Here is a 25,527-nt window from a genome sequence, read left to right on the forward strand (position 1 = left end):
GTTAAAGCTTGAATACCCCCCTCGTTGTCGATCTCGACGGCACCCTATTGCGCTCGGATTTACTCTTGGAAACCGGGATGGCCTTTGTTCGCCACCGACCTCTCAAGGCTCTCCGACTGTTCAAATGGCTTGTAAAGGGCAAGGCTACGCTCAAAGCTAATCTTGCTCGCGCGGTAGACATTGATGTCACCGTTTTACCTTATGACCCCGCGGTTCTTGATCTTGTTAATTCAGCGCGAAATTCCGGGCGAAAGGTAGTCTTGGCGACGGCCAGCCACATTTCCCTGGCCGAACGTATTGCTGAGCATCTGGGTATTTTCGATCAGGTGCTCGCCTCCGACGAAAAGGTCAATCTGTCATCCCATCGAAAGCGAGATTTGCTGGTCGAGCATTTTGGTGTGAAAGGCTTTGACTATGTAGGGAACTCTTCGGACGACTTGTCTGTGTGGGAAGTGTCGCGTGACGCTTATGTCGTTAACCCTGAGCGCGGGGTGGAGCGGCGTGCTCAGGCAATAGGTAACGTCAAGGAGGTAATGCTCTCCAACGTGGCCGGCGTCAAAGACTGGCGCAAAGCGTTGCGGCTACATCAGTGGATGAAAAATATCCTTATTTTTGTACCGCTTTTGGCTGCACACCAGTTGGGTAATTATTTATTGATCTGGCAGGGAGTCATGGCCTTTTTGTTTTTTGGCCTTTGTGCTTCCAGCGTCTATCTTCTCAATGATTTATTGGATCTGGCGGATGACAGGCACCATGGAACCAAGAGGTTTCGACCTTTTGCGTCCGGTCGCTTGAGCATCGGTTCCGGGATTATGGTGTTTCCGTTACTGTTGACCGGTGCCTTTGCCGGCGCCGCGTTGTTTTTACCTTGGGCGTTTGTTGCCACATTGGTTGCCTATTACATCCTCACATTTGCTTATTCGCTTTGGCTGAAGCGGCAAATGGCGGTGGACGTAATCGCATTGGCAGCACTTTATACTTTACGCATTATCGCAGGCGCGGCGGCTTTCGGTCTGGAGCTTACCTTCTGGATCCTGGCGTTTTCCATGTTCATGTTTCTTAGTCTTGCACTGGTCAAGCGCTACGCGGAGCTTGGAGAAGCCAGGCGCAAAGGTCTTACCCAGAAAACCCGCGGTCGTGGATATTACCCGGGCGATCTAGAGATGATCTCTTCATTGGGAGCATCATCCGGTTACCTCGCGGTCATGGTTTTGGCTCTTTATATCCATGATCAGGCCACTACCAGTTTATATGCTCATCCGCAAATCATCTGGCTAGCTTGCCCGCTCTTGCTGTTCTGGGTGACGCGAGTCTGGATGCTGACGCATCGTGGTCAGATGCATGATGACCCGGTTGTATTCGCCATACGGGATCGCGTCAGTCTGATGGTAGGCGCATTGTTCTGCCTCGTTTTCTGGGCGGCAGCATGAGTGCCTCGTACCATTCCTGGGGGCGTTATCCTTATGAGCGGCTGACTGGCGAGGCTTGTCAGTGGCAGAGTGATTTGCCTGTTGCACTGCGGCGCATCGTGGATACCCACGGCACGACACTGCCTTTTGGTAACGGTCGCAGTTACGGCGACAGCTGTATGGCTGCGAGCGGGCACGTGCTCTGCATGCGGACGTTGGACCGATTTATCGAGGTTGACTGGGCAGCGGGGATCATTCGCGCAGAGGCGGGAGTGACGTTGGCGGAAATTCTATCGCTTGCCATTCCGCGAGGATGGTTTCTAGCAGTGACACCTGGCACCAAGTTCGTGACTCTGGGGGGCGCAATTGCCAATGACGTGCATGGAAAAAACCACCACGCCCGCGGCACATTCGGAAACCACGTCAGGTGTTTTGGTCTGGTGCGCAATTGCCAGGAACCTGTTGTCTGCTCTCCCTCGCAGAATGCCGATTTGTTCGCAGCAACCATAGGCGGGTTAGGGCTAACAGGGATTGTGAACTGGGCCGAGATTCAGCTGATCCCGATACAATCCAGTCAAATTGATTGTTCGGTCGTTCGCTTCGACAATCTGGGAGAGTTCTTTTCCCTTTCTTCCGAGTTGGATCCACAGCATGAATACAGCGTGGCGTGGATTGATTGTCTGGCTAAAGGTGGTCAAACCGGACGCGGCGTATTTATTGTCGGTGATCACGCCGAATACGGCAGTCTTGAGGCTGAAACTCGCTCCAGGCTTATGGTGCCGGTAGCGCCCCCTGTTTCGCTCATTAACCGACTCAGTTTGAAGGCTTTCAACGAAACGTACTGGCGGGTACATCCGGCAGCTCTTACCCGTAAACGAGTCAACTATGAACCGTTTTTTTATCCATTGGACCGAATTCTCCACTGGAATCGAATCTATGGTCGTAAAGGGTTTCAGCAATATCAGTGTGTCATTCCGGATGTCGAGGCAGAGTCGGCTACGCGTGAACTGCTAAAGAACATCGCGGATTCGGGACAAGGTTCGTTTTTGGCAGTGCTTAAACGTTGCGGAGATATCTCATCTCCCGGTTTGCTGTCTTTTCCTCGTCCAGGCACTTCATTAGCACTGGATTTTCCGCAGAACTCGAGGCTTGAGAAAGACTTGTTTTCCCGTCTTGACTGCATCGTCAGAGAGGCCGGCGGCCGCCTGTATCCCGCTAAAGATGCGCACATGCTAGGTAGTGACTTCCGTCGGTTTTATCCGGCGTGGGAGAAGCTGGAAGCTCTACGAGACCCGTCCCTGAATTCCCGCTTTTGGAGAAGAGTTACAGCATGAAACGTGTTTTGATTATCGGAGCGACATCTGCGATCGCCAATGCCTGTGCCCGGCTGTGGGCAGAAGAAGGCAGCGAGTTTTTTCTGGTTGCGCGCAACGCGGAAAAACTGGATCAGGCTGCAGCAGATCTGCGGGCGCGCGGTGCCAAGTCAGTAACCACCTGTACGTTGGATTTAGCCCATTTGGAGGAACACTCGACTCTGGTTGAAAGTTGCGTTCAGTCTTTGCGACAAATCGATATAGCGCTGATTGCTCATGGCACGCTGCCTGATCAGAAGGCGTGCGAGCAAGATGTGAATGTTGCTTTGAAAGAGTTCGCTAATAACGGCACTTCGGTGATCAGCCTTTTAACGTTGTTGGCAAATCAGTTCGAGCGCCAACGTTGCGGCAGCATGGCGATCATTTCGTCCGTTGCCGCAGATAGGGGGCGCCCGTCAAACTACGTTTATGGCACTGCAAAAGCAGCGGTCTCCACGTTTTGTGAAGGTTTGCAGGCGCGTATGTTCAAGCTTGGCGTTCACGTGATGACGATCAAACCGGGTTTTGTTGATACGCCGATGACTCAAGGTCTCAAGTTACCAGGTCTCTTGCTTGCGAGGCCTGATGACGTGGCGCGATTGATTCTGAGTGGTTTACAGCGCAAAAAAGCGGTTCTTTACACGCCGCGTTTTTGGAGTTTAATCATGCTGATTATCAAACTTGTACCTGATTTCGTTTTTAAAAGAATAAATCTGTAAGCCAAACTCAGTAGGGGTGTGTGTTGAAACTGAATGTTTTTTTTAAGGAATGCATAACGATTGAGCTTGGGGTAAAGCTCGTCGCTTTGCTGGCGTTTGGTTTTGCTGCGTTTGTCGCGTTGTACTATTCCGGACAGCCACTGCTGGAACAGCATGCTTTCCGGCAGACGCAAACGGCGCTGACGTCGTATTGGTTCATAAAGGATGGTTTCAGCCTTGCTTATCTGACGCCCGTAGGCGGCGCGCCTTGGACCATTCCCTTTGAGTTTCCACTGTATCAATACATAGTTTCAGTCGTTTCCATGCTGACTGGCCTGGATCTGGGCTTGGTGGGGCGTGTCACGTCTTTTGTTTTTCTCGCATTGTGCGTTTTACCGGCCAAATCAATCTGCAAGAAATTGTCGATTGACAATGTAGTCCTGTGTGTCTTTGTCGCTTTGTTGTTTTCGACGCCGATCTACTTGTTTTGGGGGCGTACCTTCATGATGGAAACCGCTGCACTGTTTTTTGCAGTGGTAGCGGTAGATTACTTTGTGTCCTTTGTACGTACGCATGCAAAACTGGATGCTGGCCTGTTTGTTTTTTTTATCGTGCTGTCGGTTCTGCAGAAGGCTACAACTGGTTTTGCGGTGTTGGCCGTTATGGCGTTCGTATTTCTTTTTTATGAGCTTCATAAAAATTCAGGCTTGATGAAGTCCATCACCCCTCAGAATATCTTCTGGTGTCTGGTGTTGTTCGCAGTGCCACTGGCGATAGGGTATGGCTGGACGCGTTACACAGATATTGTAAAAGTCAGAAGTGAATTTGGCACCAGCATTACTTCTGCTGCGCTGTCCAAGTGGAATTGGGGCACTTTTGATCAGCGCTTTTCTTCGAAGCTATACGAAGACGTTTTATGGGGACGAGTTTTAAAGGATAACTTTTCCGGATTTGTTGGTGTACTGCTTGTGTTTGCAGCGCTGTTCTGGTCCCGCTCCGTAATGCTCAAGCGCGCGATCGGAGTGTCGTTGGTTTTGGGGCTTGCACCGTTTCTAATTTTTACCAATTTGCATTTGATACATAATTACTATCAAAGTGCCAATGTTCTGTTCCTGGTGTTTGCACTGGCACTGGCCGTTGGCGATCGCTTGCAAGCAAATCAGCAAGGCAGAGGATGGTTTTTTTGCATCTTCCTCGCGTTGATGATTAATAACTACATTGCATTCGCCAATGGTTATTTCGCAAATATAAAGGAAACCTACACCACGGGTAACTCCAAGGATCTAGGCATCGCCTCGGTGCTTAAACACAGCCTTCGCAGTGATCAGGCTTTTGTGGCATTCGGAAATGACTGGAGTTCTGCGCTCTCGTATTACTCGGAGCGTAAATCCTTCACCGTACCTAGTTGGTTCAAAGGTTACGACGCAGTTGTGAAAAATCCGTCGTCGTTCCTGGGGCAGGCGGAACTGGGCGGTGAAGTCATCTGCCCTGATGCCAGAAAGCCGCACGTGCAGCATCTAAGCACGCTCGTTGCTGATCCGCAGTGGAAGGTTTCAGAGGTCGCCGGCTGTTATGTGGCTGTGCAGAAACAACAGATTGGGCTGGATTACCCACGGGTAGACACACCTGATTGCGAGGGCAGCCTTGATTACGTCGGAACTGAGGGCGTAGAGGTCGAACACGCAGTGAGAGTACGCGGTTGGACCACCGTTTCCGGTAAAAACAACGTTTTGCCTGACGCCGTTTACGTGACATTAATAAACGCGGCCGGGGCTATTTCTTACCACGATGCAGTGCAGTTTCCGCGGGTTGACGTAGACGAGTACTTTGGGGTTCCAAATCTTGGCCCATCCGGTTTTGGCATGATGATCCCGTCACTTCCATCCGGAACCTATCACGTTGGCATTGCCAGGGTTGTAGACAAGCATCTGGAGTATTGCCAGTTCCAAAAAGATTTGCAGGTGGGTAAATGAACGCTATCAATTTAAACAGTCGAATCGTCATTCCGGGCGGGGCGGGTCTGGTCGGCCAGAACCTAGTCGCGCGGTTAAGGGCAAAGGGCTATACGGATATCACGGTATTCGATAAACATAAGGCCAACCTGGCGATTTTGAAGCAGGTCCAGCCGGATGTGCGCGTTGAGTACGCTGACCTTGCAGAACCTGGTGATTGGCAAAAGAGTGTCACGGAAGCCGATGTGGTTGTGATGCTTCAGGCGCAAATTGGCGGGAACGATTATCAGGATTTCGTTCGTAACAATGTTGATGCCACCCGGTTGATCCTCGACGCTATCAAGTTGGGCAACTCACCCTATCTGGTGCATGTGAGCTCGTCTGTAGTGGAGTCTGTTGCGGACGACTTCTACACTCGGAGCAAGATAGAACAAGAGCGGATCGTGCTTGAGAGCGGCATTGCCTGTCCGGTACTACGACCAACCTTGATGTTTGGCTGGTTTGATCGTAAACACTTGGGTTGGTTATCCAGATTCATGAAGCGGGTTCCGGTGTTTCCCATTCCAGGTGATGGCCGATACATGCGCCAGCCGTTGTACGTTGGGGATTTCTGCAATGTAATCATGAGTTGCATTGAGGCGCGTCGTGGTGCGGGTATCTATAATATTTCCGGTCATGAAAAAATTGACTACGTGGATATTATTCGGCAAATCAAGAAAAGCACTGGCGCGAAGACAATTATCGCGCATATTCCGTACAGACTGTTCTACTTGTTGATTTGGTTATGGTCCCTGTTTGATAAAAATCCGCCGTTCACTACTCAACAGCTGGAAGCACTCAGTGCGAAAGATGAGTTTGAAGTAATCGACTGGCCCGGTATCTTCAACGTACCTTGTACGCCTTTTGCCGAGGCGATCAACGAAACATTCAATGACGCGGTCTACGGTAAAGTAATTCTGGAGTTTTAATCATGGGACAACGTATTGCAGTGTTGGGTGCAGGTCCCATGGGATTGGCTGTTGCCTATCAATTGGCACGAGACGGACATACTCCAATTGTGTTTGAGGCGGATGATCGCGTCGGTGGAATGACAGCGGCGTTTGATTTTTCAGGCCTCAGCATCGAGCGCTATTATCATTTTCATTGTATTTCCGACCATGACTTTTTGAATGTACTGGGTGAGCTTGGTCTGGCTGACAAAATGCGCTGGACCGAAACAAAGATGGGCTACTGGTATCAAAATCGCCTTCAGCCATGGGGTAATCCTGTGGCGCTGCTCAAGTTCCGAGGTCTGAGTCTGGTGGCGAAGGTCCGCTACGGCCTTCATGCTTTTCTTTGCACCAAGCGAAATGACTGGCACCCTCTCGATAATGTAGAGGCTACAGGCTGGATCAAGCGCTGGGTCGGAGCGGAGGCGTGGGAGGTACTTTGGCGTCGGCTGTTCGATTTCAAGTTTTACGAGTACACGGACAATCTTTCGGCTGCCTGGATCTGGAGTCGGATTAGACGTATCGGGCGTTCTCGTTACAGTTTGTTCCGGGAGAAGCTCGGCTATCTTGATGGCGGTTCCGAAACGCTTCTTCAGGCCATGAAGAAAGACATTGAGTCTAAGGGTGGGGAGTTTCGTCTGAGTTCGCCGGTAACCCGAGTCATCATGAACGGGAACAAGGTTCAGGGTGTTGAGGTTGCAGGGCAGGTTGAGCGATTCGACAAAGTGATCAGTACGATTCCTCTTCCTTATGTACCCAGGATAATGCCCGACTTGCCAAGTGATGTTCTGGCGAAATTTTCATCGCTGAAAAACGTCGCCGTGGTGTGCGTTATTGCGAAGTTGAAAAAAGCGTTGACAGAAAATTTCTGGCTGAATACCAATGACCCGGAGATGGATATTCCAGGTCTGGTTGAGTACACGAATCTGCGCCCGCTGGATCAGCATATTGTATATGTGCCTTTTTATATGCCCGGTGAAAATCCAAAATTTTCAGATTCCGATGCGGTTTTCATTGAAAAAGTCCGTACTTATTTGAAGAAGATCAATCCGCAACTTTCCGATTCTGATTTTATCGATGTGCGTGCAAGCCGCTATCGTTATGCTCAACCGATTTGCGATCCGGGCTATCTGGACCGTCTTCCACCGGTATCACTTCCAGTCGAGGGTTTGTGGGTGGCGGATACTTCGTACTACTACCCGGAAGACCGGGGTATTTCCGAAAGTATCGGCTTCGGCCGTAAAATGGCACGGGATGCAAGTCATTGATAAAGCAATTTGCTTCTCGTCAGTTTCTAATGTTCCTGTTGACCGGCGGGACGGCAGCGGCTGTGAACTTCGGCTCTAGAATTATCTACAGTCTGTGGTTTGACTTTTCGACTGCCGTTATTCTCGCGTACATCACCGGAATGATCACTGCGTTCTGCTTGATAAAATGCTTTGTTTTTACCAAGAGCGAACAATCCACTCAGCAATCGGTCTTGTGGTTCACATTAGTCAATGTCATCGCGGTTGCACAGACCTGGGCTATCAGTCTCGGACTCGCCAATTACGCTCTGCCTGCGCTCGGAGTCAATTCGTTTCAACATGAGATCGCTCACGCAGTGGGGGTCGCAGTGCCGGTTTTCACCAGTTACATTGGGCATAAACGGTGGTCGTTCAAATGATTTCAGGCAAGCGGCGTACTTGCTTCTGGTCTGATGCTGACTCGCAATTGGATAAAACTGTGCAGGTATCAGTGCCTCTGTCAGAAAGAGATCATTCATGAATAATGCATGGTGGGTTCCGGTCATTGCCAGTATCTCGTTTTTCCTGACGCAACTGCTTCGACACTACGCGCTTGTCCAGCGCTTGGTTGATGTGCCCAACGCCCGTAGCTCCCATGTTGTGCCAACACCTCGGGGCGGCGGGTTAGCCATTGTATTGTCGTTCTTGCTTGCTGTTGCACTGTTGTTTGCGATGGGAGTGATCTCGCTCGGTGTTTTTGCGGCGTACGTTGGCACGGGAGGGTTGATTGCCGTGATCGGGTTCATGGATGACCATGGCCATATCGCCGCGCGTTGGCGTCTTCTTGGGCATTTCGCCGCTGCATCCTGGGGGCTGTTCTGGTTGGGTGGCCTACCAGTTGTCACCGTTTTGGGATTTGATTTCGATTTGGTCTGGGTCGGAGACATCCTTGCGGTGTTCTATCTGGTATGGATGCTGAATCTCTACAACTTCATGGACGGAATAGATGGCATTGCCAGTGTCGAGGCCATATGCGTCTGTTTAGGGATATGCCTGCTGTATTGGATTAGCGACGTGCCTGACCTGATCTGGCTTCCATTATTTTTGGCGGCGTCTGTTATCGGGTTTCTGTGGTGGAATTTCCCTCCTGCACGGATTTTCATGGGAGACGCCGGCAGTGGCTTTTTGGGCGGCGTACTTGGCCTGCTTTCGTTGCATGCAGCATGGACAAAACCTCAAATGCTCTGGGCGTGGGTCATCCTGCTGGGTGTGTTTATCGTCGACGCGACCTTCACATTACTTCGGCGACTGTTTCGAGGCGATAAAGTCTATGAAGCGCATCGCAGTCATGCCTACCAATTCGCTTCTCGCAAGATGGGCAGTCATATGGCGGTCACGCTCGCGGTCGGAATGATTAATATTTGCTGGTTGCTCCCCGTCGCTTTGCTCGTATCGAAATTTGAACTTGATGGCCTTGTCGGGGTCGTTGTTGCTTATGCACCATTAGTGTTTCTTGCGTTGAAGTATCGAGCAGGGGAGCTGGAAACGAATCAGCGATAGAAACGAAGCATCCGCGGGTGGTTTGGGTCTAGAGTACCATGGGTGTTTCGGCAGTTTGAATGTAGCGATCCGGCTCATTCCAGGAAGCATTAAGAGGTGGCTGAGGGGGTTATGGATAAAATCAGGGTTTTTCTGCTCGGGCTGCCACGTCGCAAAAAGCGGTTAATCCAGGTTGCGACTGATGTGGTGCTGGTGTGGGCGGCGCTGTGGTTGGCCTTTATTGTCCGACTCGGCATTGATGACATGTATAACCCCTTGAGAGTGCACCTCTGGCTTTTCGCGTGCGCTCCGGTGATTGCAATCCCGCTTTTCATCCGGTTCGGTATGTATCGTGCGGTGATGCGCTATTTCGGCAACGATGCTCTTATCGCCATTATCAAAGCGGTCAGCCTATCGTCACTGATCCTTGCCTTGGTTGTGTATTGGTACAGCAATCACGAAGCGGTGGTTCCTCGTTCAATAATTTTCAACTATTGGTGGCTTAGCCTCGTGGTTATCGGCGGATTGCGCCTTTGCATGCGCCAATATTTCATGGGCGACTGGTTCAATGCCGCACAGCATGTGCCTTTTGCCAATCGTGATGATGGCCTGACCAAGGTGGCCGTCTACGGTGCAGGTGTTGCCGGCAATCAACTTGTAGCGGCGCTCAGGATGGGGCGTGTGATGCGTCCGGTTGCGTTTGTCGACGATGACGCCAGTATTGCCGACCGCTCCATTTCCGGGCTTCAAGTCTATAAACCCAAAAATATCCAGCAGATGATTGATGTCACCGGAGCTCAGGAAATTCTGCTCGCGCTGCCTTCATCCACACGTGCGCGACGCAGGGAGATTCTCAACCTGCTGGAGGGCTTTCCGCTGCATGTTCGCAGTGTGCCAAATTTCACTGACCTGGCCAGTGGACGGGTCAAAGTCGACGATATCCAGGAAGTGGATATTGCAGATTTGCTTGGTCGCGATGCGGTGCCGGCGCAGCCCGATCTGCTCGAACGGTGTATCAAGGGCAAGACTGTGCTGGTGACAGGGGCCGGTGGCTCGATAGGTGCGGAACTCAGTCGGCAGATTTACGCCTTGGGTCCGACCACTCTGCTGTTATTTGACCATAGCGAATTCAATCTCTACAGCATTCTGTCCGAGCTGGAGCAGCGGGTTTCTCGTGAGTCACTTTCCGTTCGCCTGTTGCCGATCCTCGGTTCCATTCGCCATCCCCATAAGCTCTTGGATGTGATGAAAACCTGGCGAGTGGATACTGTCTATCACGCAGCCGCCTACAAACACGTGCCGATGGTTGAACACAATATTGCCGAGGGCGTGCTGAACAATGTTATCGGTACGCTCAATACGGCTCAGGCGGCGCTGCAATCGGGGGTCGCCAACTTCGTTCTGATCTCTACGGATAAAGCGGTTCGTCCAACGAATGTCATGGGCAGCACCAAGCGTCTTGCCGAGATGACGCTCCAGGCGTTGAGCAGGGAATTGGCCCCTGTTCTATTTGGTGACAAGGCTAATGTTTCCCGAGTTAACAAAACCCGCTTCACGATGGTGCGCTTCGGCAATGTGCTTGGATCTTCCGGTTCGGTCATTCCGCTGTTTCACAGTCAGATCAAGTCCGGGGGCCCGTTGACCGTTACACATCCGAAAATTACCCGTTACTTCATGACTATTCCCGAAGCTGCGCAGTTGGTCATTCAGGCCGGGTCGATGGGGCGGGGCGGTGATGTCTTTGTGTTGGACATGGGCGAACCGGTGCGGATTGTCGAACTGGCAGAAAAAATGATTCATCTGTCCGGATTGAGCATTCGCTCAGAAAAGAATCCTCATGGTGACATCTCGATCGATTTTACTGGATTAAGGCCTGGCGAAAAGCTGTACGAAGAGTTGCTGATTGGCGATAACGTTTGCGCTACCCAACATCCGATGATCATGAGCGCAAACGAAGATCATTTGCCTTGGGAGGCTCTGAAGGGGCGTCTTGATGAGCTATTGAAGTCAGTCGAAAACGACGACTACTCGCGCGTGCGTCAACTCCTTCGCGAGACCGTCAGCGGTTACTCGCCAGACGGTGAAATAGTCGACTGGATCTACCAGCAACGGCATCTGGATCCTTGATTGTTTCACATCTTGCAATAAACGGGTTTTTGACTCTTTCCTGATATCGCCTAAGTTTGAGAGGCAGCTTTGGAAAAGCTGTTTCTTCTAATCGGTATCATGGAGCTTCACTTATGCGTAAAGGCTATTTTTACTCGTTGGTTTTCGCGTTGTTGACGGGCGCTTCGGTTGCTGCAATAGCTGCGCCAGTTGCGCCAGTTGCGCCAGTTGCGCCAGTCGCCATCGACAGTGCGCTTCCGCCAATGGCGGAGTCTCAATCGTCGTCGGCAAAAGTAGATCTCAATAATGCCGATGCAGTCACTTTGCAAAAGTCGCTTGCAGGTGTTGGAGAGGCTAAAGCGAAAGCGATTGTTGCGTACCGAGAGAGTAACGGGCCTTTCGCATCGATCGACGAACTGTTGGAAGTGAAAGGCATCGGCAAGGCGATCCTTGACCGAAATCGCGATAATCTCGAAATCAATTAAGCGCGGAGTGAATAGAGAGGCCGGTCTTTGACCGGCCTTTTGACTTTCTGGGAAGGGCAATCGCAGGGATAAATCATCAACTCAATCATTGACTATGCGTCACACGGGTTGATCTGCCTGTGCTTAAGGTGTGTGCCGACGACTTCTAGAATTCTGTCAGCCGTCTCGGAGTTCTCTACGCTGCGTGATAACAATAGCGCCCCTACCAGAGTTGCCATAATGACAATGGACCGATCAATCGTGTCGGTGCCCGAGAGAGTCGCTTGGACTTGTTCCAGGCGAGCATCGAGTACCCGATCAGTTGTGGGACTGGGTCGTCCGCGTAACCCGAGTTCGGATGACATCGTGGGCAGAGGGCAACCTTCTCCGGGGGAGGTTCGATGCCAATCCGAGAGATAGCTGTCTATGAATGCATGCAGCGGGTTGTGTTCTGCGAAAAGAACAGTGCAGTGCGCGTCCAGCTCCTCGCTTGCTGCTATCAGGGCCTTTTCCACTAGTTCGTCTTTGGACTTGAAGTGCGAGTAAAAGCCGCCATGGGTCAGTCCCAATGCTTTCATCAACGGTTGCAGGCCGGTCGCGCTGATGCCATCCCTGCGAAATCGGATCGAGGCCTCTTTGATGATCCGCTGATGTGTCTGAGCTTTGTGATTCAGCGTGTAACGCATTTGGAGTCTCCCCAACAATACGTCATCTTAAACAATCTAAATAAGATGGCGACTGTACTTCTATAGCTAAGGCGCATAGATCCCGGTTCAGCGTGGGTGCTATCCGTTGGGGGCCTCATGGGGAGCGTAGGAGGTTTTTGTTGTTGTTGAATCGTTATGTGATGAGCGGCACAGGCACCTGTTCATGTGCCTGTGACACTCGACCATTTTTTCCTAAAGAGGCAAGGAGCTGGAACCGGTTTCGGGTGCTGCAATCGAAACCTCCGGGCAGGCCCCAGGAGCATCCAGATCAAGGCGCAGTTCGGTAATCGCGGCTCCTTTGGCCCAACTGGAGTCAGGGGCAAAGGTCAGCGCAGTCAATCCGTCATTGGTCGAGAACCGTACACTGTCGGCTTCACTGAACTGAGTCCCTTGCGAGCGCCAGAACAGTTGAATCGGTACTCGTTGGGACGAGTACTGGCAGCGGACGTTGAAGACGATTCTTCTCGCTTGAGCCGGTTCGACGGGAGAGTCGAGTCGATAGACAATGAACGGATCAGGACCTGTCACAGTGTAGGTATTCTGCTCTCTGCCAGCGAGATCATTGGCTCCGATCTGTAAACCTTGAGCGATCCTTTTGAACGAGGTGATTTTTTTCGAAATTGAAAAAGATGGTGCAGGTTTCTGGAAAAATTCGCTGAGGATTTCACGTTCTACCCCCATTACAAATACATAATCCGGTTGATATTCCTCTACGAGTTCTGCGATCTCTCGATGGCTGGTGAACGCGTAGTGCAACTGCAGGGTCTCGCTGAAAGTTGCTGCCATGTACGGAGCCAATGCGTTACCGAACGAGTCGCGCAGCCAAAGCACTTTCTTTTTGTTCAGGGCTTTTTCTGACTTGACCAGCAGGGGCCGTTGTGATGCTTCCAGCGCGGAGTTACGTCCTGAGGCAAGCAACTTTCCGGATGGATATTCATACTGCTCGATCGTAATCGGATTTTTATAAATGAAGTCCAATATGACCTCTTCGTCCGGAACCGAGTCGGTAATTCTTTGGAACCTGGCCAGATCGCCGCCTGTTCTGGCGAGGATTTCAGTAGGCTGACTGATATCTTTGCTCGGCCACTTCAATTCAGGATGGGTAATGGACAGGTTTTTTGCCAATTCCTGGAAGGCGATACCTGCGCCCACAAAATTCCAGTGTGTGTCTGTTCGATAATACAGAGGACTATGTCCTTCGCTCTTGGCTTGGCGTAATGCTTCAGTGGGATTCACATAAGTATCAATTTTGGCATTGCTGGTCAGATACTCGGTCCGGGACGAAGGCGAGTGCTTCGCCCAGCCTGGCAAAAACTCCGGGTAGAGGGTGTCTTTATCGGGGCCGATGATAATTCGATAGGCGCTGACACCGTTATCCTTGTACCAAGACGTCCAAGACTTCGTGGCGTCAGTAACCAGCTGATTTGTCAAAATACTCTCGGGAGTCACACCGACTCTTTTTACGGTAATCGACTTGGCGTACGCATCGCCGAGATAAAACCAGCCGTCTTTGCCGATGATTACCTGCTTGGGATCGATGGAGATACCGGCGGCATAAAACGCACGGCCCAGCAATGGCATCAGGATGTCGGTGTTGTATAAATTGCTGACTGACCACCAGTTCTGGTTTTTTTGAACTGCTTGCGTGCCATGAGAAACAAGGTTGGCGGCTGGAATCAAAGTCAGCGAGATCAGGGCCAAGGCAAGAAATACATGGATTTTGGTTTTCATGAGTTCGCCGATCAAAAGTTGAAGTACAGAAAAACAGAACTGGTCGTCAAAATCGTTGAGTAGATGGCTACGCTGAACAGAAGCGACATGCCAACGATTTTTGGCCAACTGATCCGGCCTTGAGTCGTCAATTCAAAAGAGTTTTTCTGGGCGATGAGGATAAAACCGAAAGCGATCATGAGGTAGCAGACGGCGTTCGCCGCGATGCCGGTCGGAAGCACTGTCAGTAAATGGTCTTCCAATACGCCACCCCACGCAAAGCTTGAAGTCGGGACATCTTGAGCTGGGATCGCCACAGAACCCAAGTCCACCATGCCGGCAAGGATTCGCTTGGCATCATCAAGGGAATGCGCCCTGAAGAACACCCAGGTTACATTGACGAAAAGGAAGGTAGTCAGCCATGCCAGCGGTGTTGGCATGCGCATACCGCATTGTTTCCAGACTCTGTGCAGTACCAGAGCCCCACCATGCAGCGCACCCCAGATAATGAACATCCAGCTGGCGCCATGCCACAGGCCTCCGAGTACAAAGGTGCCCATCAAGTTGATATAGATTCTTGTCGAAGAGCAGCGATTACCGCCAAGTGGGATGTACAGATAGTCGCGCAGATAGCGGCTGAGAGTCATGTGCCACCGACGCCAGAAGTCCTGGATATCGTACGATTTGTAGGGCGAGTTGAAGTTTATGGGCAACCAGATGTTGAACAGAAGGGCAGCGCCAATGGCCATGTCACAATAGCCACTAAAGTCAAAATACAATTGGAAAGTATAAGAAAGACTGGTCGCCCAAGAACTATAAAAATCATGCTGTGCGCCAGGCTGGAAGCCTGCGTCTGCCCACACCGCAAACGTATCTGCGATCATGACTTTCTTGAACAGTCCAATGCTGAATATAAACAGGCCCATCAAGATATAGCGGTATCTGATGGCAAGCGTCCAGCGGGACTGGAACTGCGACATCATTTCTTTGTGGTGCAGGATTGGCCCAGCGATGAGGTGCGGAAAAAACGTTACAAAAAGCGCATAGTTAATGAAGTCGTATTCTTTAGCTTCACCCCGATAACTGTCTACGAGGAAAGCAATTTGAGTGAAGGTATAAAAGCTGATCCCTAGAGGCAGAATTATCTGCTGTAACTGGATATCAAAATTAGAAAGTGAGTTGATGTTTTCAATAAAAAAGTTAGCGTACTTGAAGTAGCCTAGTAATCCCAAGTTTACTACTATGCTCAAGGTTAAAATGGTTTTTCGGGATAGCTTTAGGCGCAAACCAGTCGTGGCCGGCGAAAGGGCACTGCCTACCATGAAGTTGAAAAAAATTGAACCGAGCAGAAGCGGTAGATAAGCAACGCTCCAGTAACCATAGAAAAACAGACTTGCCGCTACCAACCAGCATTTTCCCGCGAGTATCAGGCGTCTCTTGTTAAGCAGGAAGTAAACGAGGAAAACAATGGGTAGATAGAGCAATATGAACGTGGGAGAGCTGAATACCATTTTCCGTCTCGTATAAAAATTGGCTGTATCTTTGTTTTTTTAAATGGCGAAAGACCAAGGAACCTGCGCGATCTGTTGTGATACGTGGGGCCTGATCTGCGAGGCCGGCGGGCTTTTTTGGGCACCTTGAGCGTTGAAGCTTCAGTAACGCAAAAATTAACTTCTGGCCTGTTACTAACCGATCTGCTTTCTCTGCCGTCTATTGGAACTCTGTAGCAACAAAACTCCATTGCGCGGGAAAATACCACAAAGACGGCTGTTTTTATATTGAGACTAGTGATTGTGCGGAGTCGGGGATCGGGGAATGGTCTGGGGGATGCTAATCGGCTGGCTTGGGTAGCAATGGCACTGCTCGAGGGGGGGAACAAACCCCGCCGATTCAGGCGGGGTTTTTCGTTCAGCGATCCTGCGCGTCTTTGATGTCCGCTTCGGCGTTGCGCTGTGCAACGCGTTTGCGTTCTTCATCGGTCAGTTCAACCTTGTTGGCGGTGTCGCGCAGCATCATCAATCCGCCAACGATCGAGCCGATTGCAACGACCAGAATCAACCAGGCATACCAGGGCATAACGGCTCTCCTTAATGGCAACTCGGCGGGCGAGGGTTTCGCCAGCGACGCTGCATACCACTTTGAGCGAAGTGAGTTCGCAGTGGTTCCATTCTAGGCCCGATATCCAAGCCGCACCTTAATTCCCTGTAGGAGCTGCAGAAGGCTGCGATCTTTTGACTTTGCTTTTTCAAAAACAAGATCAAAAGATCGCAGCCTTCGGCAGCTCCTACATGATGCGTTATCGCCCCGTTAGCATGGCATCGGCCGGAGCGTCAGCGCGCAGTTGCCCGGTGAGCAGGAAGTAGCCGAAGCCGACCGCCATGAAGCCGAGGAAAATCAGCCCGATCAGTGCATTGAACCAGGCCATGGCGATCAGACACACCACCGCCAGCACCAGTGCGATCAGCGGAATCAGCGGATAACAAGGCGCACGGAAAGTCCGCTCGAGATTGGGTTCGGATTTACGCAATTTGAACAGGCTGAGCATGCTCATGATGTACATCACGATCGCGCCGAACACGGCCATGGTGATCATCGCCGCGGTGAGGGTCATGCCACCGAGGTTGATCAGGCCATCGCTGTAGATCGCGGCGATGCCGATGATGCCGCCGGCGATGATCGCCCGGTGTGGGGTCTGGAAGCGCGAGAGTTTCGCCAGCGACGCCGGCAGGTAACCGGCGCGGGCGAGGGCGAAGAACTGCCGCGAGTAGCCGAGGATGATCCCGTGGAAACTCGCCACCAGACCGAACAGGCCGATCCACACCAGCATGTGCAGCCAGCCGGAATTGTCGCCGACCACGGTTTTCATCGCTTGCGGCAGAGGGTCGTTGATGTTCGCCAGGGTGCGCCAGTCACCGACGCCGCCTGCGAAGAACATCACGCCCATCGCCAGCAACACCAGGGTCAGGATCCCGCTGATGTAGGCCTTGGGGATCGTGCGTTTGGGATCCTTGGCTTCTTCGGCGGCCATGGCCGCACCTTCGATGGCCAGAAAAAACCAGATAGCGAAAGGAATTGCGGCGAACATCCCGGCAATCGCTGGTGCGCCAAAAACGTCCGAACCGGCCCAGCCATTGAGCGCAAAGTTGCTGAAGCTGAAGGCCGGAGCGACCACGCCCATGAACACCAGCAATTCGGCGACAGCGAGCACGCAGACGATCAACTCGAAGGTTGCCGCCAGTTTCACCCCGAGGATGTTCAACCCCATGAAGACAATGTAGGCGCCGACTGCCGCATGTTTCGGATCGAGCGCCGGAAACTGCACATTCAGATAAGCGCCAATCGCCAGGGCAATCGCTGGCGGTGCGAAAACGAATTCAATCAGCGTCGCCAGTCCGGCGATCAGCCCGCCTTTTTCTCCAAAGGCACGGCGACTGTAGGCAAACGGCCCGCCGGCATGCGGAATCGCCGTGGTCAGTTCAGTGAAGCTGAAGATGAAACAGGTGTACATCGTGGCGACCATGAACGAGGTCACCAGAAAACCCAGCGTGCCTGCCACGCCCCAGCCGTAACTCCAGCCGAAGTACTCGCCGGAAATCACCAGCCCGACGGCGATGCCCCACAGGTGCAAAGTGCCCAGCGTGGGTTTTAGTTGTGTGTTCATGCGCATGCTCCCGGAACGGTTTGGAAAGCTCGGGGGAGGGCGTGTGCAGTGGGCGTGCCATTGCTGGGAGTCAGGTCGTAATGCGCTGAAAGCTGTCGTATCGGGGATGTTCGCGGCTGGATGAGCGTTTTTTGTGCGCCAGTTGGGTGCGATGTTGTCGGTTATGCCGTCTTCGCGAGCAGGCTCGCTCCCACAGGGGAATGCATTTCAAAATGTGGGAGCGAGCCTGCTCGCGAAGAGGCCAGCCCATACGGCGCAAAACCCCGCTGTAACGCCAGCATAAACCCACTCTTTACGCTTTCTTTATGCCCAGCCAACCCCCTCGGTCTCGTTCCTTTACAGCCTCCTTTCCGACAATGCCTCCACACGCGGCAATACGCCGTAAAACGGAGATCTTCCATGAGCGTTCTGGACGGGGTGTCCCTGCTGTTGGCAGCCGGGCTGTTCATTTATCTGTTGGTTGCGCTGTTGCGCGCGGATCGGAACTAGGAGCGGCTATGCACAGTTATGACTATTGGCTGATCCTCGCGTTTTTTGCGGTGGTCTTGCTGCCGGCGCCGTTCCTCGGGCGCTTTTACTACAAGGTTATGGAAGGTCAGCGCACCTGGCTGACGCCGATTCTAGGCCCGGTCGAACGTGGCTGTTACCGCATCGCCGGGGTCAATCCGCAGGACGAACAGAGCTGGCAGAAGTACACGCTGGCGCTGCTGGCGTTCAACCTCGCCGGTTTCCTGCTGCTGTTCGCGATCCTGCTGTTCCAGGATCACCTGCCGCTGAACCCGCAAAACCTGCCGGGTCAGGAGTGGACACTCGCGTTCAACACCGCCGTCAGTTTCATGACCAACACCAACTGGCAGGCCTACAGCGGCGAAGCGTCGCTCAGTTACCTGAGCCAGATGGTCGGCCTCACCGTGCAGAACTTCGTTAGCGCCGCCACCGGTCTCGCCGTGCTGGTCGCGCTGTGCCGTGGCATCGGGCGCAAATCCACCAAGACTCTCGGTAACTTCTGGGTCGACATGACCCGCGCCACCCTCTACGGCCTGCTGCCGCTGTGCCTGCTGCTGGCGCTGTATATGGTGTGGCAGGGCGTGCCGCAAACCTTCGCGCAATACGTGAATGCTGTGACGATGCAGGGCGTTGACCAAGTGATCCCGCTCGGCCCGGCCGCCAGCCAGATTGCGATCAAGCAACTGGGCACCAACGGCGGTGGTTTTTTCGGCGTCAACTCGGCGCATCCGTTCGAGAACCCGACCGCGTGGAGCAACCTGTTCGAAGTCGCGTCGATCATTCTCATCCCGGTGGCGCTGGTGTTCACCTTCGGCCACTACGTGAAGGATCTGCGCCAGAGCCGCGCCATCATCGGTTGCATGCTCGCGCTGTTCATCATCGGCGGCGCCACTTCGCTGTGGGCCGAGTATCAGCCTAACCCTGCCTTGAACAACGTCGCCGTCGAACAGACCGCACCGCTGGAAGGCAAGGAAGCGCGCTTCGGCACCACCGCCACTGTGCTCTGGTCGGTGACCACCACGGCGGCGTCGAACGGTTCGGTCAACGGCATGCATGACAGCCTCAACCCGCTCAGCGGCATGGTCGCGCTGGTCAACATGATGGTCGGCGAAGTGATCTTCGGCGGCGTCGGCGCGGGGCTCTACGGCATGTTGCTGAACGTGCTGATCGCGGTGTTCCTCGCCGGCCTGATGATCGGTCGCACCCCGGAATACCTCGGCAAGAAACTCCAGGCCCGTGAAGTGCAATTGCTGGTCGTCACCCTGCTGGTGATGCCGGTCGGCGTGCTGGTGCTCGGCGCGATTGCCGCGAGCCTGCCCGGTCCGGTGGCGGCGGTGAGCAACCCCGGCCCGCACGGTTTCAGTCAGTTGCTCTACGCCTACACCTCGGCCAGTGCCAACAACGGTTCGGCGTTCGGCGGCTTCGGCGCCAACACCGCGTTCCACAACCTGATGCTCGGCCTGGGCATGTTGATCGGCCGCTTCGGTTACATCCTCCCGGTACTGGCCCTGGCCGGCAGCCTGGCGATGAAGAAAACCGCACCGATCGGCCAGAACAGCTTCCCGACCCACGGTCCGCTGTTCGTGACCCTGTTGACCGTGACCATTTTGCTGGTGGGCGGCCTGACCTTCTTGCCGACCCTGGCGCTCGGCCCGATTGCCGAACACCTGAGCATGGGCTTCTAAGGAATCCATCATGAATATGCATGTTCCAGCTTCAAAACCAGCGGCAGCTGCCAAGTCGGCTGAAGCTCCGAAAACCGCGATCAGCGCCCTGTGGCGTCCGGCGCTGGTGCAAGCGTTCGTCAAGCTCGATCCGCGGCAGTTGCAGCGCTCGCCGGTGATGCTGGTGGTCGAACTGACGGCGATCCTGACCACCGTGCTGTGCTTCATTCCCGACAACGGCGTGCCGACTTTCGTGGCCGCGCAAATCGCCCTGTGGCTGTGGTTCACCGTGCTGTTCGCCAACTTCGCCGAAGCGCTGGCCGAAGGTCGTGGCAAGGCCCGCGCCGACAGCCTCAAGGCCGGCAGCGAAGGCCTCAGCGCCCGCCGCAAACTGGCCAACGGCAGCTTCCAGGTCGTACCGGCCACCAGCCTGCGCAAGGGCGACGTGGTGCGCGTTGAAGCGGGGGAGATGATCCCCGGTGACGGCGAAGTCATCGAAGGTATTGCGGCGGTCAACGAAGCGGCGATCACTGGTGAATCGGCGCCGGTGATTCGCGAGTCCGGCGGCGACCGTTCCGCCGTCACCGGCAACACCCGGCTGGTGTCCGACTGGCTGCTGGTGAAGATCACCGCCAATCCCGGTGAATCGACCCTCGACCGCATGATCGCGCTGGTCGAAGGCGCCAAACGCCAGAAGACCCCGAACGAAGTGGCGCTGGATATCCTGCTGATCGGCCTGACCCTGATCTTTCTGCTGGTGGTCGTGACCCTGCAACCGTTCGCCCACTTCGCCAACGGCAGCTTGCCGCTGGTGTTCCTGGTGGCGTTATTGGTCACGCTGATTCCGACCACCATCGGCGGTCTGCTGTCGGCGATCGGTATCGCCGGGATGGATCGGCTGGTGCGCCTTAACGTGATCGCCAAGTCCGGTCGCGCGGTGGAAGCGGCGGGTGATGTGCATGTGCTGCTGCTGGACAAGACCGGCACCATCACTTTCGGTAACCGTCGTTGCAGCGCGGTATATGCAGCGCCGGGCGTGAATGCCCGTGAGCTGGCCGAAGGCGCGCTGTTCGCTTCGCTGGCCGACGAAACTGCCGAAGGCAAGTCCATTGTCGAGTACCTTCGCGGCTCAAATCCGCAGCCGGAACCTTCGCCGGAAACCCTGACCGCCGTACCGTTCAGCGCAGAAACCCGCTTGTCCGGTGTCGACTATCAGGGCCGTGTGTTCCGCAAGGGCGCGGTGGATTCGCTGCTGGCCTTCCTCGGCCAACAACGCAAGGACCTGGCCCCGGCGCTGTCCCGGGAAATCGACAAGATCGCCCAGAGCGGCGGCACGCCGTTGCTGGTCTGCGCCGACGGCAAACTGCTCGGCGCAATCCACCTCAAAGACGTGGTCAAGCCGGGCATCCGCGAGCGTTTCGCCGAGCTGCGCAAGCTGGGGATTCGCACGGTGATGGTCACCGGCGACAACCCGCTGACCGCCGCCGCGATTGCCGCTGAAGCAGGTGTCGATGACGTACTGGCCGAAGCCACACCGGAGAAAAAACTGGCGCGCATCCGTCATGAGCAGAACGACGGTCGTCTGGTCGCGATGTGCGGCGACGGCGCCAACGATGCCCCGGCGCTGGCTCAGGCTGACGTCGGCATGGCGATGAACGACGGCACGCAAGCCGCGCGTGAAGCGGCCAACATGGTCGACCTCGACAGCGACCCGACCAAGCTGCTGGACGTGGTGCAGATCGGCAAGGAACTGCTGGTGACCCGCGGCGCGCTGACGACCTTTTCCATCGCCAACGACGTGGCCAAGTACTTTGCCATCCTGCCGGCTCTGTTTGCCGCGATCTACCCGCAACTGGGCGTGCTGAACATCATGCAGTTGAGCAGTCCGCAGAGCGCGATCCTGTCGGCCATCGTGTTCAACGCGTTGATCATCGTGGTGCTGATTCCGCTGGCCCTGCGCGGCGTGCGAGTGCAGGCAGCGAGTGCGGCGGCGTTGCTGCGACGCAATCTGCTGATCTACGGCCTGGGCGGGATTCTGGTGCCGTTTGTGGGGATCAAGGCGATCGACATGCTGTTGACGGCGTTGCATCTGGTTTGAACCTGAACAGCGGTGTGCCGGGCACACCGCTTCAAGCACGAATTCGAGGATTTTGAAATGTCCACAATGTTACGTCCGGCCCTGAGCCTGTTGGTGCTGATGACCCTGGTCACCGGCGTTGCCTATCCGCTGGTAGTCACGGGCGTCGCGCAAGTCGCCTTCCCCGAGCAGGCCAACGGCAGCCTGGTGCGCGACGCCGAAGGCAAGGTGCGCGGCTCGTCGCTGATCGCGCAGGACTTTGTCGGCGATGCCTGGTTCCATCCGCGTCCATCAGCCGGTGCCTTCGCCACCGTGTCGAGCAGCGCGAGCAACCTGTCGCCAAGTAATCCGGCGCTGGCCACTCGGGTGATCGATGACGCCAACAAGCTGCAGGTGCCCGGTCAGGGCCCGGTGCCGCTGGCGCTATTGACCACCTCCGGCAGCGGTCTCGATCCGCACTTGCCACCGGCGGCGATTGCCTATCAACTGGCGCGTGTTGCGGCCGCGCGCAATCTGCCGGTGGCGACCTTGCAGCAACTGCTCGACGCGCACATCGAACAGCCGCTGGTGGGCCCGCCGGTGGTGAATGTGCTGACGCTGAACATGGCGCTGGAAAAGCTGTAGTGGATGTTCGTTCCCACGTCCAGGCGTCGAACCGTCTGCATGGGAACGCCTTAAAAGACGCTGTGCGTCAGCCTGTGCGGGACGCAGAGCGTCCTGGGCTGCATTCCCACGCAGAGCGTGGGAACGATCAACTTCAGGAAGAGAGCTTCAAGCATGAGTGACTCCGGCCGCGCCGACGCGCTGTTAGCAGACTTGCCCCGCGATGGACGCGGCCGGCTCAAGGTTTTCCTCGGCGCTGCGCCGGGTGTGGGCAAGACCTACGCGATGTTGCAGGCCGCCCACAGCCAATTGCGCCAGGGCGTGAAAGTCATCGCCGGAGTGGTTGAAACCCATGGTCGCGCCGAAACCGAAGCGCTGCTTGGCGGTTTGCCGCAACTGCCGTTGGTGCGCTCGGAATACCGTGGCGTGACGCTTGAAGAAATGGACCTCGATGGCCTGCTCGCGGCCCGGCCGAAACTGGTGCTGGTCGATGAGCTTGCCCACAGCAACGCCCCCGGCAGCCGCCACGCCAAACGCTGGCAGGACATTCAGGAACTGCTCGCCGCCGGTATCGACGTGTACACCACGGTCAACGTCCAGCACCTCGAAAGCCTCAACGATCAGGTGCGCGGCATCACCGGTGTCCAGGTACGCGAAACCCTCCCTGACTGGGTGCTGCAAGAAGCCTACGAACTGCTGCTGATCGACCTGCCGCCCCGCGAACTGCTCGAGCGCCTGCGCGAAGGCAAGGTCTACGTACCTGAGCAGGCACGCGCCGCGATCGATGCATTTTTCACTCAGACCAACCTCACCGCACTGCGCGAACTGGCGATGCAGACCGCTGCCGCGCAGGTCGATAACGATCTCGCTCAGGGCTATCGCCAGCTCGGCCAGGCCGCGCCGGCGGTGCGCGGGCGCTTGCTGGTCGGCGTCGATGGTGATGCGCAGGCCGAACGGCTGGTGCGTCACGCCAGCCGCGTCGCCCAGCGGCGACATCTGCCATGGAGTCTGGTGCACGTCGATAACGGCAGCGTGCGCGACGAGCAATCGCGCCTGCGCCTGCAAAGCGCCCAGCAACTGGCCGAACGCCTCGGCGGCGAGGTGGTGCTGTTGCGGGCCGGCGAAGTGGCGAAAACCCTGATCCAGCATGCGGCTGAACGACGGGCGAGTCTGGTGCTGGTCGGCCAGTCCCGGCCGCGTCTGCGCAGGCGCCTGTTTGGCGGTGGGCTGGCGGCGCGTTTGCTGCGTCAGGCTCATGGCCTGGAAATCAACGTGCTGGACAGTGACCAGGAACAGCATCAGCCGCGCCCGCGTGTAGCGCCGACGCTGGTGTGGTTCGACTATGCGCTGGCGCTGGTCGCCACAGTGCTGGCCAGTGCGCTGGCTTGGGCGGTGTCCAGCGTGCTGCCGTTGCCGAATATCTCGCTGGTGTTCCTTGCGGCGGTGCTGCTGGTGGCGGTTCGCAGCAGCCTCGGCCCGGCGCTGGCCTGTGCGGCGCTGTCGTTTCTGACCTATGACTTTCTGTTCATCCCGCCGAATTTCTCCTTCAGCATCCAGCGCGAAGAAGACGTGCTGACCTTGCTGTTCTTCCTGCTGATGGCGGCGCTCACCGGCAACCTCGCGGCGCGACAGCGGCGGCAATTGCAGGCGCTGCGCGATACCCAGGAAGAGACCACCGAACTGCTCGACCTGTCACGCAAACTCACCGCCGCCACCGACCGTCAGGCCGTGGTCAGTGCCGCCGCCCAGCACCTCAATGGCTGGAGCGATCTGCAACTGTGCCTGCTCAATCGCGACGGGCAGGGCGGCTGGAAAGTCGAAACCGGCGGGCCGTTGCAGTTCACCGAATCCGAACGCGCCGCCGCCGACTGGGCCTGGCAACACGATCAACCGGCGGGCATGGGCACCGGCACGTTGCCGTTCGGTCGCTGGTGGTGGTGGCCGCTGTCGGTGGAGGACGGACCGCTGGCGCTGCTCGGGGTGTGCGCCAAAGAGGGCCGGACCTTGAGCGGCCAGCGTCGTCGTTTGCTGACCGCGTTGAGTCAGCCGCTGGCCCAGGCATTGGCCCGGGCGCAATTGGCCGATGATCTGGAAGCCGCGCGCCTGCACGGCGAAACCGAACAACTGCGCAGCGCCTTGCTGGCCTCTGTGTCCCATGATCTGCGCACGCCGCTGACCTCGATGCGCGGCAGCATCGACAGCCTGCTGGCCCTCGGCGAAGCGATCCCGCTGGAGGATCGCCGCGAGCTGCTCGAAGGCACACGCGACGAAGCCGAACGTCTCGATCGCTACATTCAGAACCTGCTGGACATGACCCGTCTCGGGCATGGTGCGTTGAAGCTGGCGCGGGACTGGGTGTCGCCGGCGGACATCGTCGGCAGTGCGCTCAACCGACTGCGGGCAGTGCTCTCATCTTTGCAGGTGAGCACCGATGTGCCAGCCGAATTGCCGCTGCTGTACGTGCATGCCGCGTTGATTGAACAGGCGCTGGTGAACGTGCTGGAAAACGCCGCACGCTTCTCGCCGTCTCACGGCCGTCTGCAATTGCGTGCCGGGGCGGATGACAGCGAAGTGTTTTTCTCGGTCAGCGATGAAGGGCCGGGGATTCCCGTCGATGAGCGGGCGAAGATTTTCGACATGTTCTACACCGCCGCCCGAGGTGATCGTGGCGGGCAGGGCACGGGGCTCGGGTTGGCGATCTGTCAGGGTATGGTCGGCGCCCATGGCGGGCGGATCAGTGTCGGCGACGGCATCGACGGACGCGGCACCTGCATCACCCTGCACTTGCCGTTGCAGACGCAACCGGGGATGGACGGTGAAGCCTGAACCGCGCTGCGCTACTCTCTTGCCACTCTTTTGTGTT

Annotated in this window: 20 protein-coding genes; 15 read left to right on the top strand and 5 right to left on the bottom strand. The window is 55.5% G+C overall.

The features are described 5' to 3' along the window. Window positions 1-8: 8 nt before the first annotated feature. The 10 genes from AC1MDC_RS05255 (at window position 9) to AC1MDC_RS05300 (ending at window position 11,756) form a co-directional block, all read left to right on the top strand. A complete protein-coding gene (locus AC1MDC_RS05255) occupies window positions 9-1,430 on the top strand; it encodes a UbiA family prenyltransferase (RefSeq protein WP_258675576.1) in 1,422 nt (473 codons plus the stop codon). Next, window positions 1,427-2,743 (top strand): FAD-binding oxidoreductase, encoded by a 1,317-nt coding sequence (locus AC1MDC_RS05260; RefSeq protein WP_336839244.1) that lies wholly within the window; start codon window positions 1,427-1,429, stop codon window positions 2,741-2,743. Before AC1MDC_RS05255 ends, AC1MDC_RS05260 begins: the two co-directional genes overlap by 4 nt. Next, on the top strand, window positions 2,740-3,480 hold the full coding sequence (locus tag AC1MDC_RS05265; protein WP_480392615.1) for an SDR family oxidoreductase: 741 nt from the start codon (window positions 2,740-2,742) through the stop codon (window positions 3,478-3,480). The genes AC1MDC_RS05260 and AC1MDC_RS05265 overlap by 4 nt, the downstream gene beginning before the upstream one ends. A gap of 23 nt (window positions 3,481-3,503) precedes the next feature. Further along, window positions 3,504-5,432 (top strand): glycosyltransferase family protein, encoded by a 1,929-nt coding sequence (locus tag AC1MDC_RS05270; protein WP_480392616.1) that lies wholly within the window; start codon window positions 3,504-3,506, stop codon window positions 5,430-5,432. Continuing rightward, the gene (locus tag AC1MDC_RS05275) at window positions 5,429-6,379 is read left to right on the top strand and encodes an NAD-dependent epimerase/dehydratase family protein (protein WP_258675572.1); all 951 of its coding nucleotides are present in this window, start codon (window positions 5,429-5,431) and stop codon (window positions 6,377-6,379) included. Before AC1MDC_RS05270 ends, AC1MDC_RS05275 begins: the two co-directional genes overlap by 4 nt. Window positions 6,380-6,381: 2 nt before the next feature. Then, on the top strand, window positions 6,382-7,668 hold the full coding sequence (locus AC1MDC_RS05280; protein ID WP_336839249.1) for an NAD(P)/FAD-dependent oxidoreductase: 1,287 nt from the start codon (window positions 6,382-6,384) through the stop codon (window positions 7,666-7,668). A gap of 29 nt (window positions 7,669-7,697) precedes the next feature. Next, complete coding sequence (locus AC1MDC_RS05285; RefSeq protein WP_258679908.1) at window positions 7,698-8,066, top strand: GtrA family protein; 369 nt, start codon at window positions 7,698-7,700, stop codon at window positions 8,064-8,066. Window positions 8,067-8,163: 97 nt separating this feature from the next. Next, window positions 8,164-9,186, top strand: a complete 1,023-nt coding sequence (locus AC1MDC_RS05290; protein ID WP_480392617.1) for an MraY family glycosyltransferase — start codon at window positions 8,164-8,166, stop codon at window positions 9,184-9,186. Window positions 9,187-9,297: 111 nt separating this feature from the next. Further along, window positions 9,298-11,292: a polysaccharide biosynthesis protein gene (locus AC1MDC_RS05295; protein ID WP_258679906.1), complete on the top strand. Its 1,995-nt coding sequence runs from the start codon at window positions 9,298-9,300 to the stop codon at window positions 11,290-11,292. Between the two features lie 113 nt (window positions 11,293-11,405). Beyond that, window positions 11,406-11,756, top strand: coding sequence for a ComEA family DNA-binding protein (locus AC1MDC_RS05300; protein WP_480392618.1), 351 nt, complete (start codon window positions 11,406-11,408; stop codon window positions 11,754-11,756). A gap of 92 nt (window positions 11,757-11,848) precedes the next feature. On the opposite strand, the gene AC1MDC_RS05305 is transcribed toward AC1MDC_RS05300, so the two are convergent. The 5 genes from AC1MDC_RS05305 to eat form a co-directional block, all read right to left on the bottom strand. Then, on the bottom strand, window positions 11,849-12,421 hold the full coding sequence (locus tag AC1MDC_RS05305) for a TetR/AcrR family transcriptional regulator (protein WP_480392619.1): 573 nt from the start codon (window positions 12,419-12,421) through the stop codon (window positions 11,849-11,851). A 213-nt stretch (window positions 12,422-12,634) separates the two neighbouring features. Then, on the bottom strand, window positions 12,635-14,173 hold the full coding sequence (locus tag AC1MDC_RS05310) for an alginate O-acetyltransferase AlgX-related protein (protein WP_336839258.1): 1,539 nt from the start codon (window positions 14,171-14,173) through the stop codon (window positions 12,635-12,637). A gap of 11 nt (window positions 14,174-14,184) precedes the next feature. After that, the gene (locus tag AC1MDC_RS05315; protein ID WP_480392620.1) at window positions 14,185-15,663 is read right to left on the bottom strand and encodes an MBOAT family O-acyltransferase; all 1,479 of its coding nucleotides are present in this window, start codon (window positions 15,661-15,663) and stop codon (window positions 14,185-14,187) included. Between the two features lie 397 nt (window positions 15,664-16,060). Next, window positions 16,061-16,228, bottom strand: coding sequence for a DUF2897 family protein (locus tag AC1MDC_RS05320; protein ID WP_003226857.1), 168 nt, complete (start codon window positions 16,226-16,228; stop codon window positions 16,061-16,063). Between the two features lie 220 nt (window positions 16,229-16,448). Then, entirely contained in the window at window positions 16,449-17,813 is a 1,365-nt protein-coding gene (gene eat / locus AC1MDC_RS05325) for an ethanolamine permease (protein ID WP_480392621.1), read from the bottom strand. 399 nt (window positions 17,814-18,212) lie between these two features. On the opposite strand from eat, the gene kdpF reads away from it, so the two are divergent. The 5 genes from kdpF to AC1MDC_RS05350 all read left to right on the top strand — a co-directional run bounded on the left by kdpF (window position 18,213) and on the right by AC1MDC_RS05350 (window position 25,490). Beyond that, complete coding sequence (gene kdpF, locus AC1MDC_RS05330; RefSeq protein ID WP_007963673.1) at window positions 18,213-18,302, top strand: K(+)-transporting ATPase subunit F; 90 nt, start codon at window positions 18,213-18,215, stop codon at window positions 18,300-18,302. A gap of 8 nt (window positions 18,303-18,310) precedes the next feature. Then, a complete protein-coding gene (kdpA, locus tag AC1MDC_RS05335; RefSeq protein WP_480392622.1) occupies window positions 18,311-20,005 on the top strand; it encodes a potassium-transporting ATPase subunit KdpA in 1,695 nt (564 codons plus the stop codon). 10 nt (window positions 20,006-20,015) lie between these two features. Then, window positions 20,016-22,082 (top strand): potassium-transporting ATPase subunit KdpB, encoded by a 2,067-nt coding sequence (gene kdpB / locus AC1MDC_RS05340; protein ID WP_480392623.1) that lies wholly within the window; start codon window positions 20,016-20,018, stop codon window positions 22,080-22,082. Between the two features lie 57 nt (window positions 22,083-22,139). After that, window positions 22,140-22,685 carry a potassium-transporting ATPase subunit KdpC gene (gene kdpC, locus AC1MDC_RS05345; RefSeq protein WP_085699990.1) on the top strand — a complete coding sequence of 182 codons (546 nt, stop codon included), beginning with the start codon at window positions 22,140-22,142 and terminating at the stop codon, window positions 22,683-22,685. 153 nt (window positions 22,686-22,838) lie between these two features. Then, window positions 22,839-25,490 carry a sensor histidine kinase gene (locus tag AC1MDC_RS05350; RefSeq protein ID WP_085699992.1) on the top strand — a complete coding sequence of 884 codons (2,652 nt, stop codon included), beginning with the start codon at window positions 22,839-22,841 and terminating at the stop codon, window positions 25,488-25,490. The last annotated feature ends 37 nt before the right edge of the window (window positions 25,491-25,527 follow it).

It is taken from the genome of Pseudomonas sp. 1 (genome assembly GCF_056626735.1).

What these genes read in the sequence shown, in the direction of transcription:
- AC1MDC_RS05320 (WP_003226857.1), bottom strand. Translation starts at nt 16,228, where the DNA reads ATGCCCTGGTATGCCTGGTTGATTCTGGTCGTTGCAATCGGCTCGATC.
- kdpF (WP_007963673.1), top strand. Translation starts at nt 18,213, where the DNA reads ATGAGCGTTCTGGACGGGGTGTCCCTGCTGTTGGCAGCCGGGCTGTTC.
- AC1MDC_RS05305 (WP_480392619.1), bottom strand. Translation starts at nt 12,421, where the DNA reads ATGCGTTACACGCTGAATCACAAAGCTCAGACACATCAGCGGATCATC.
- AC1MDC_RS05310 (WP_336839258.1), bottom strand. Translation starts at nt 14,173, where the DNA reads ATGAAAACCAAAATCCATGTATTTCTTGCCTTGGCCCTGATCTCGCTG.
- eat (WP_480392621.1), bottom strand. Translation starts at nt 17,813, where the DNA reads ATGAACACACAACTAAAACCCACGCTGGGCACTTTGCACCTGTGGGGC.
- kdpC (WP_085699990.1), top strand. Translation starts at nt 22,140, where the DNA reads ATGTCCACAATGTTACGTCCGGCCCTGAGCCTGTTGGTGCTGATGACC.
- AC1MDC_RS05285 (WP_258679908.1), top strand. Translation starts at nt 7,698, where the DNA reads ATGTTCCTGTTGACCGGCGGGACGGCAGCGGCTGTGAACTTCGGCTCT.
- AC1MDC_RS05295 (WP_258679906.1), top strand. Translation starts at nt 9,298, where the DNA reads ATGGATAAAATCAGGGTTTTTCTGCTCGGGCTGCCACGTCGCAAAAAG.
- AC1MDC_RS05280 (WP_336839249.1), top strand. Translation starts at nt 6,382, where the DNA reads ATGGGACAACGTATTGCAGTGTTGGGTGCAGGTCCCATGGGATTGGCT.
- kdpA (WP_480392622.1), top strand. Translation starts at nt 18,311, where the DNA reads ATGCACAGTTATGACTATTGGCTGATCCTCGCGTTTTTTGCGGTGGTC.
- AC1MDC_RS05275 (WP_258675572.1), top strand. Translation starts at nt 5,429, where the DNA reads ATGAACGCTATCAATTTAAACAGTCGAATCGTCATTCCGGGCGGGGCG.
- AC1MDC_RS05290 (WP_480392617.1), top strand. Translation starts at nt 8,164, where the DNA reads ATGAATAATGCATGGTGGGTTCCGGTCATTGCCAGTATCTCGTTTTTC.
- AC1MDC_RS05315 (WP_480392620.1), bottom strand. Translation starts at nt 15,663, where the DNA reads ATGGTATTCAGCTCTCCCACGTTCATATTGCTCTATCTACCCATTGTT.
- kdpB (WP_480392623.1), top strand. Translation starts at nt 20,016, where the DNA reads ATGAATATGCATGTTCCAGCTTCAAAACCAGCGGCAGCTGCCAAGTCG.
- AC1MDC_RS05300 (WP_480392618.1), top strand. Translation starts at nt 11,406, where the DNA reads ATGCGTAAAGGCTATTTTTACTCGTTGGTTTTCGCGTTGTTGACGGGC.
- AC1MDC_RS05350 (WP_085699992.1), top strand. Translation starts at nt 22,839, where the DNA reads ATGAGTGACTCCGGCCGCGCCGACGCGCTGTTAGCAGACTTGCCCCGC.
- AC1MDC_RS05260 (WP_336839244.1), top strand. Translation starts at nt 1,427, where the DNA reads ATGAGTGCCTCGTACCATTCCTGGGGGCGTTATCCTTATGAGCGGCTG.
- AC1MDC_RS05265 (WP_480392615.1), top strand. Translation starts at nt 2,740, where the DNA reads ATGAAACGTGTTTTGATTATCGGAGCGACATCTGCGATCGCCAATGCC.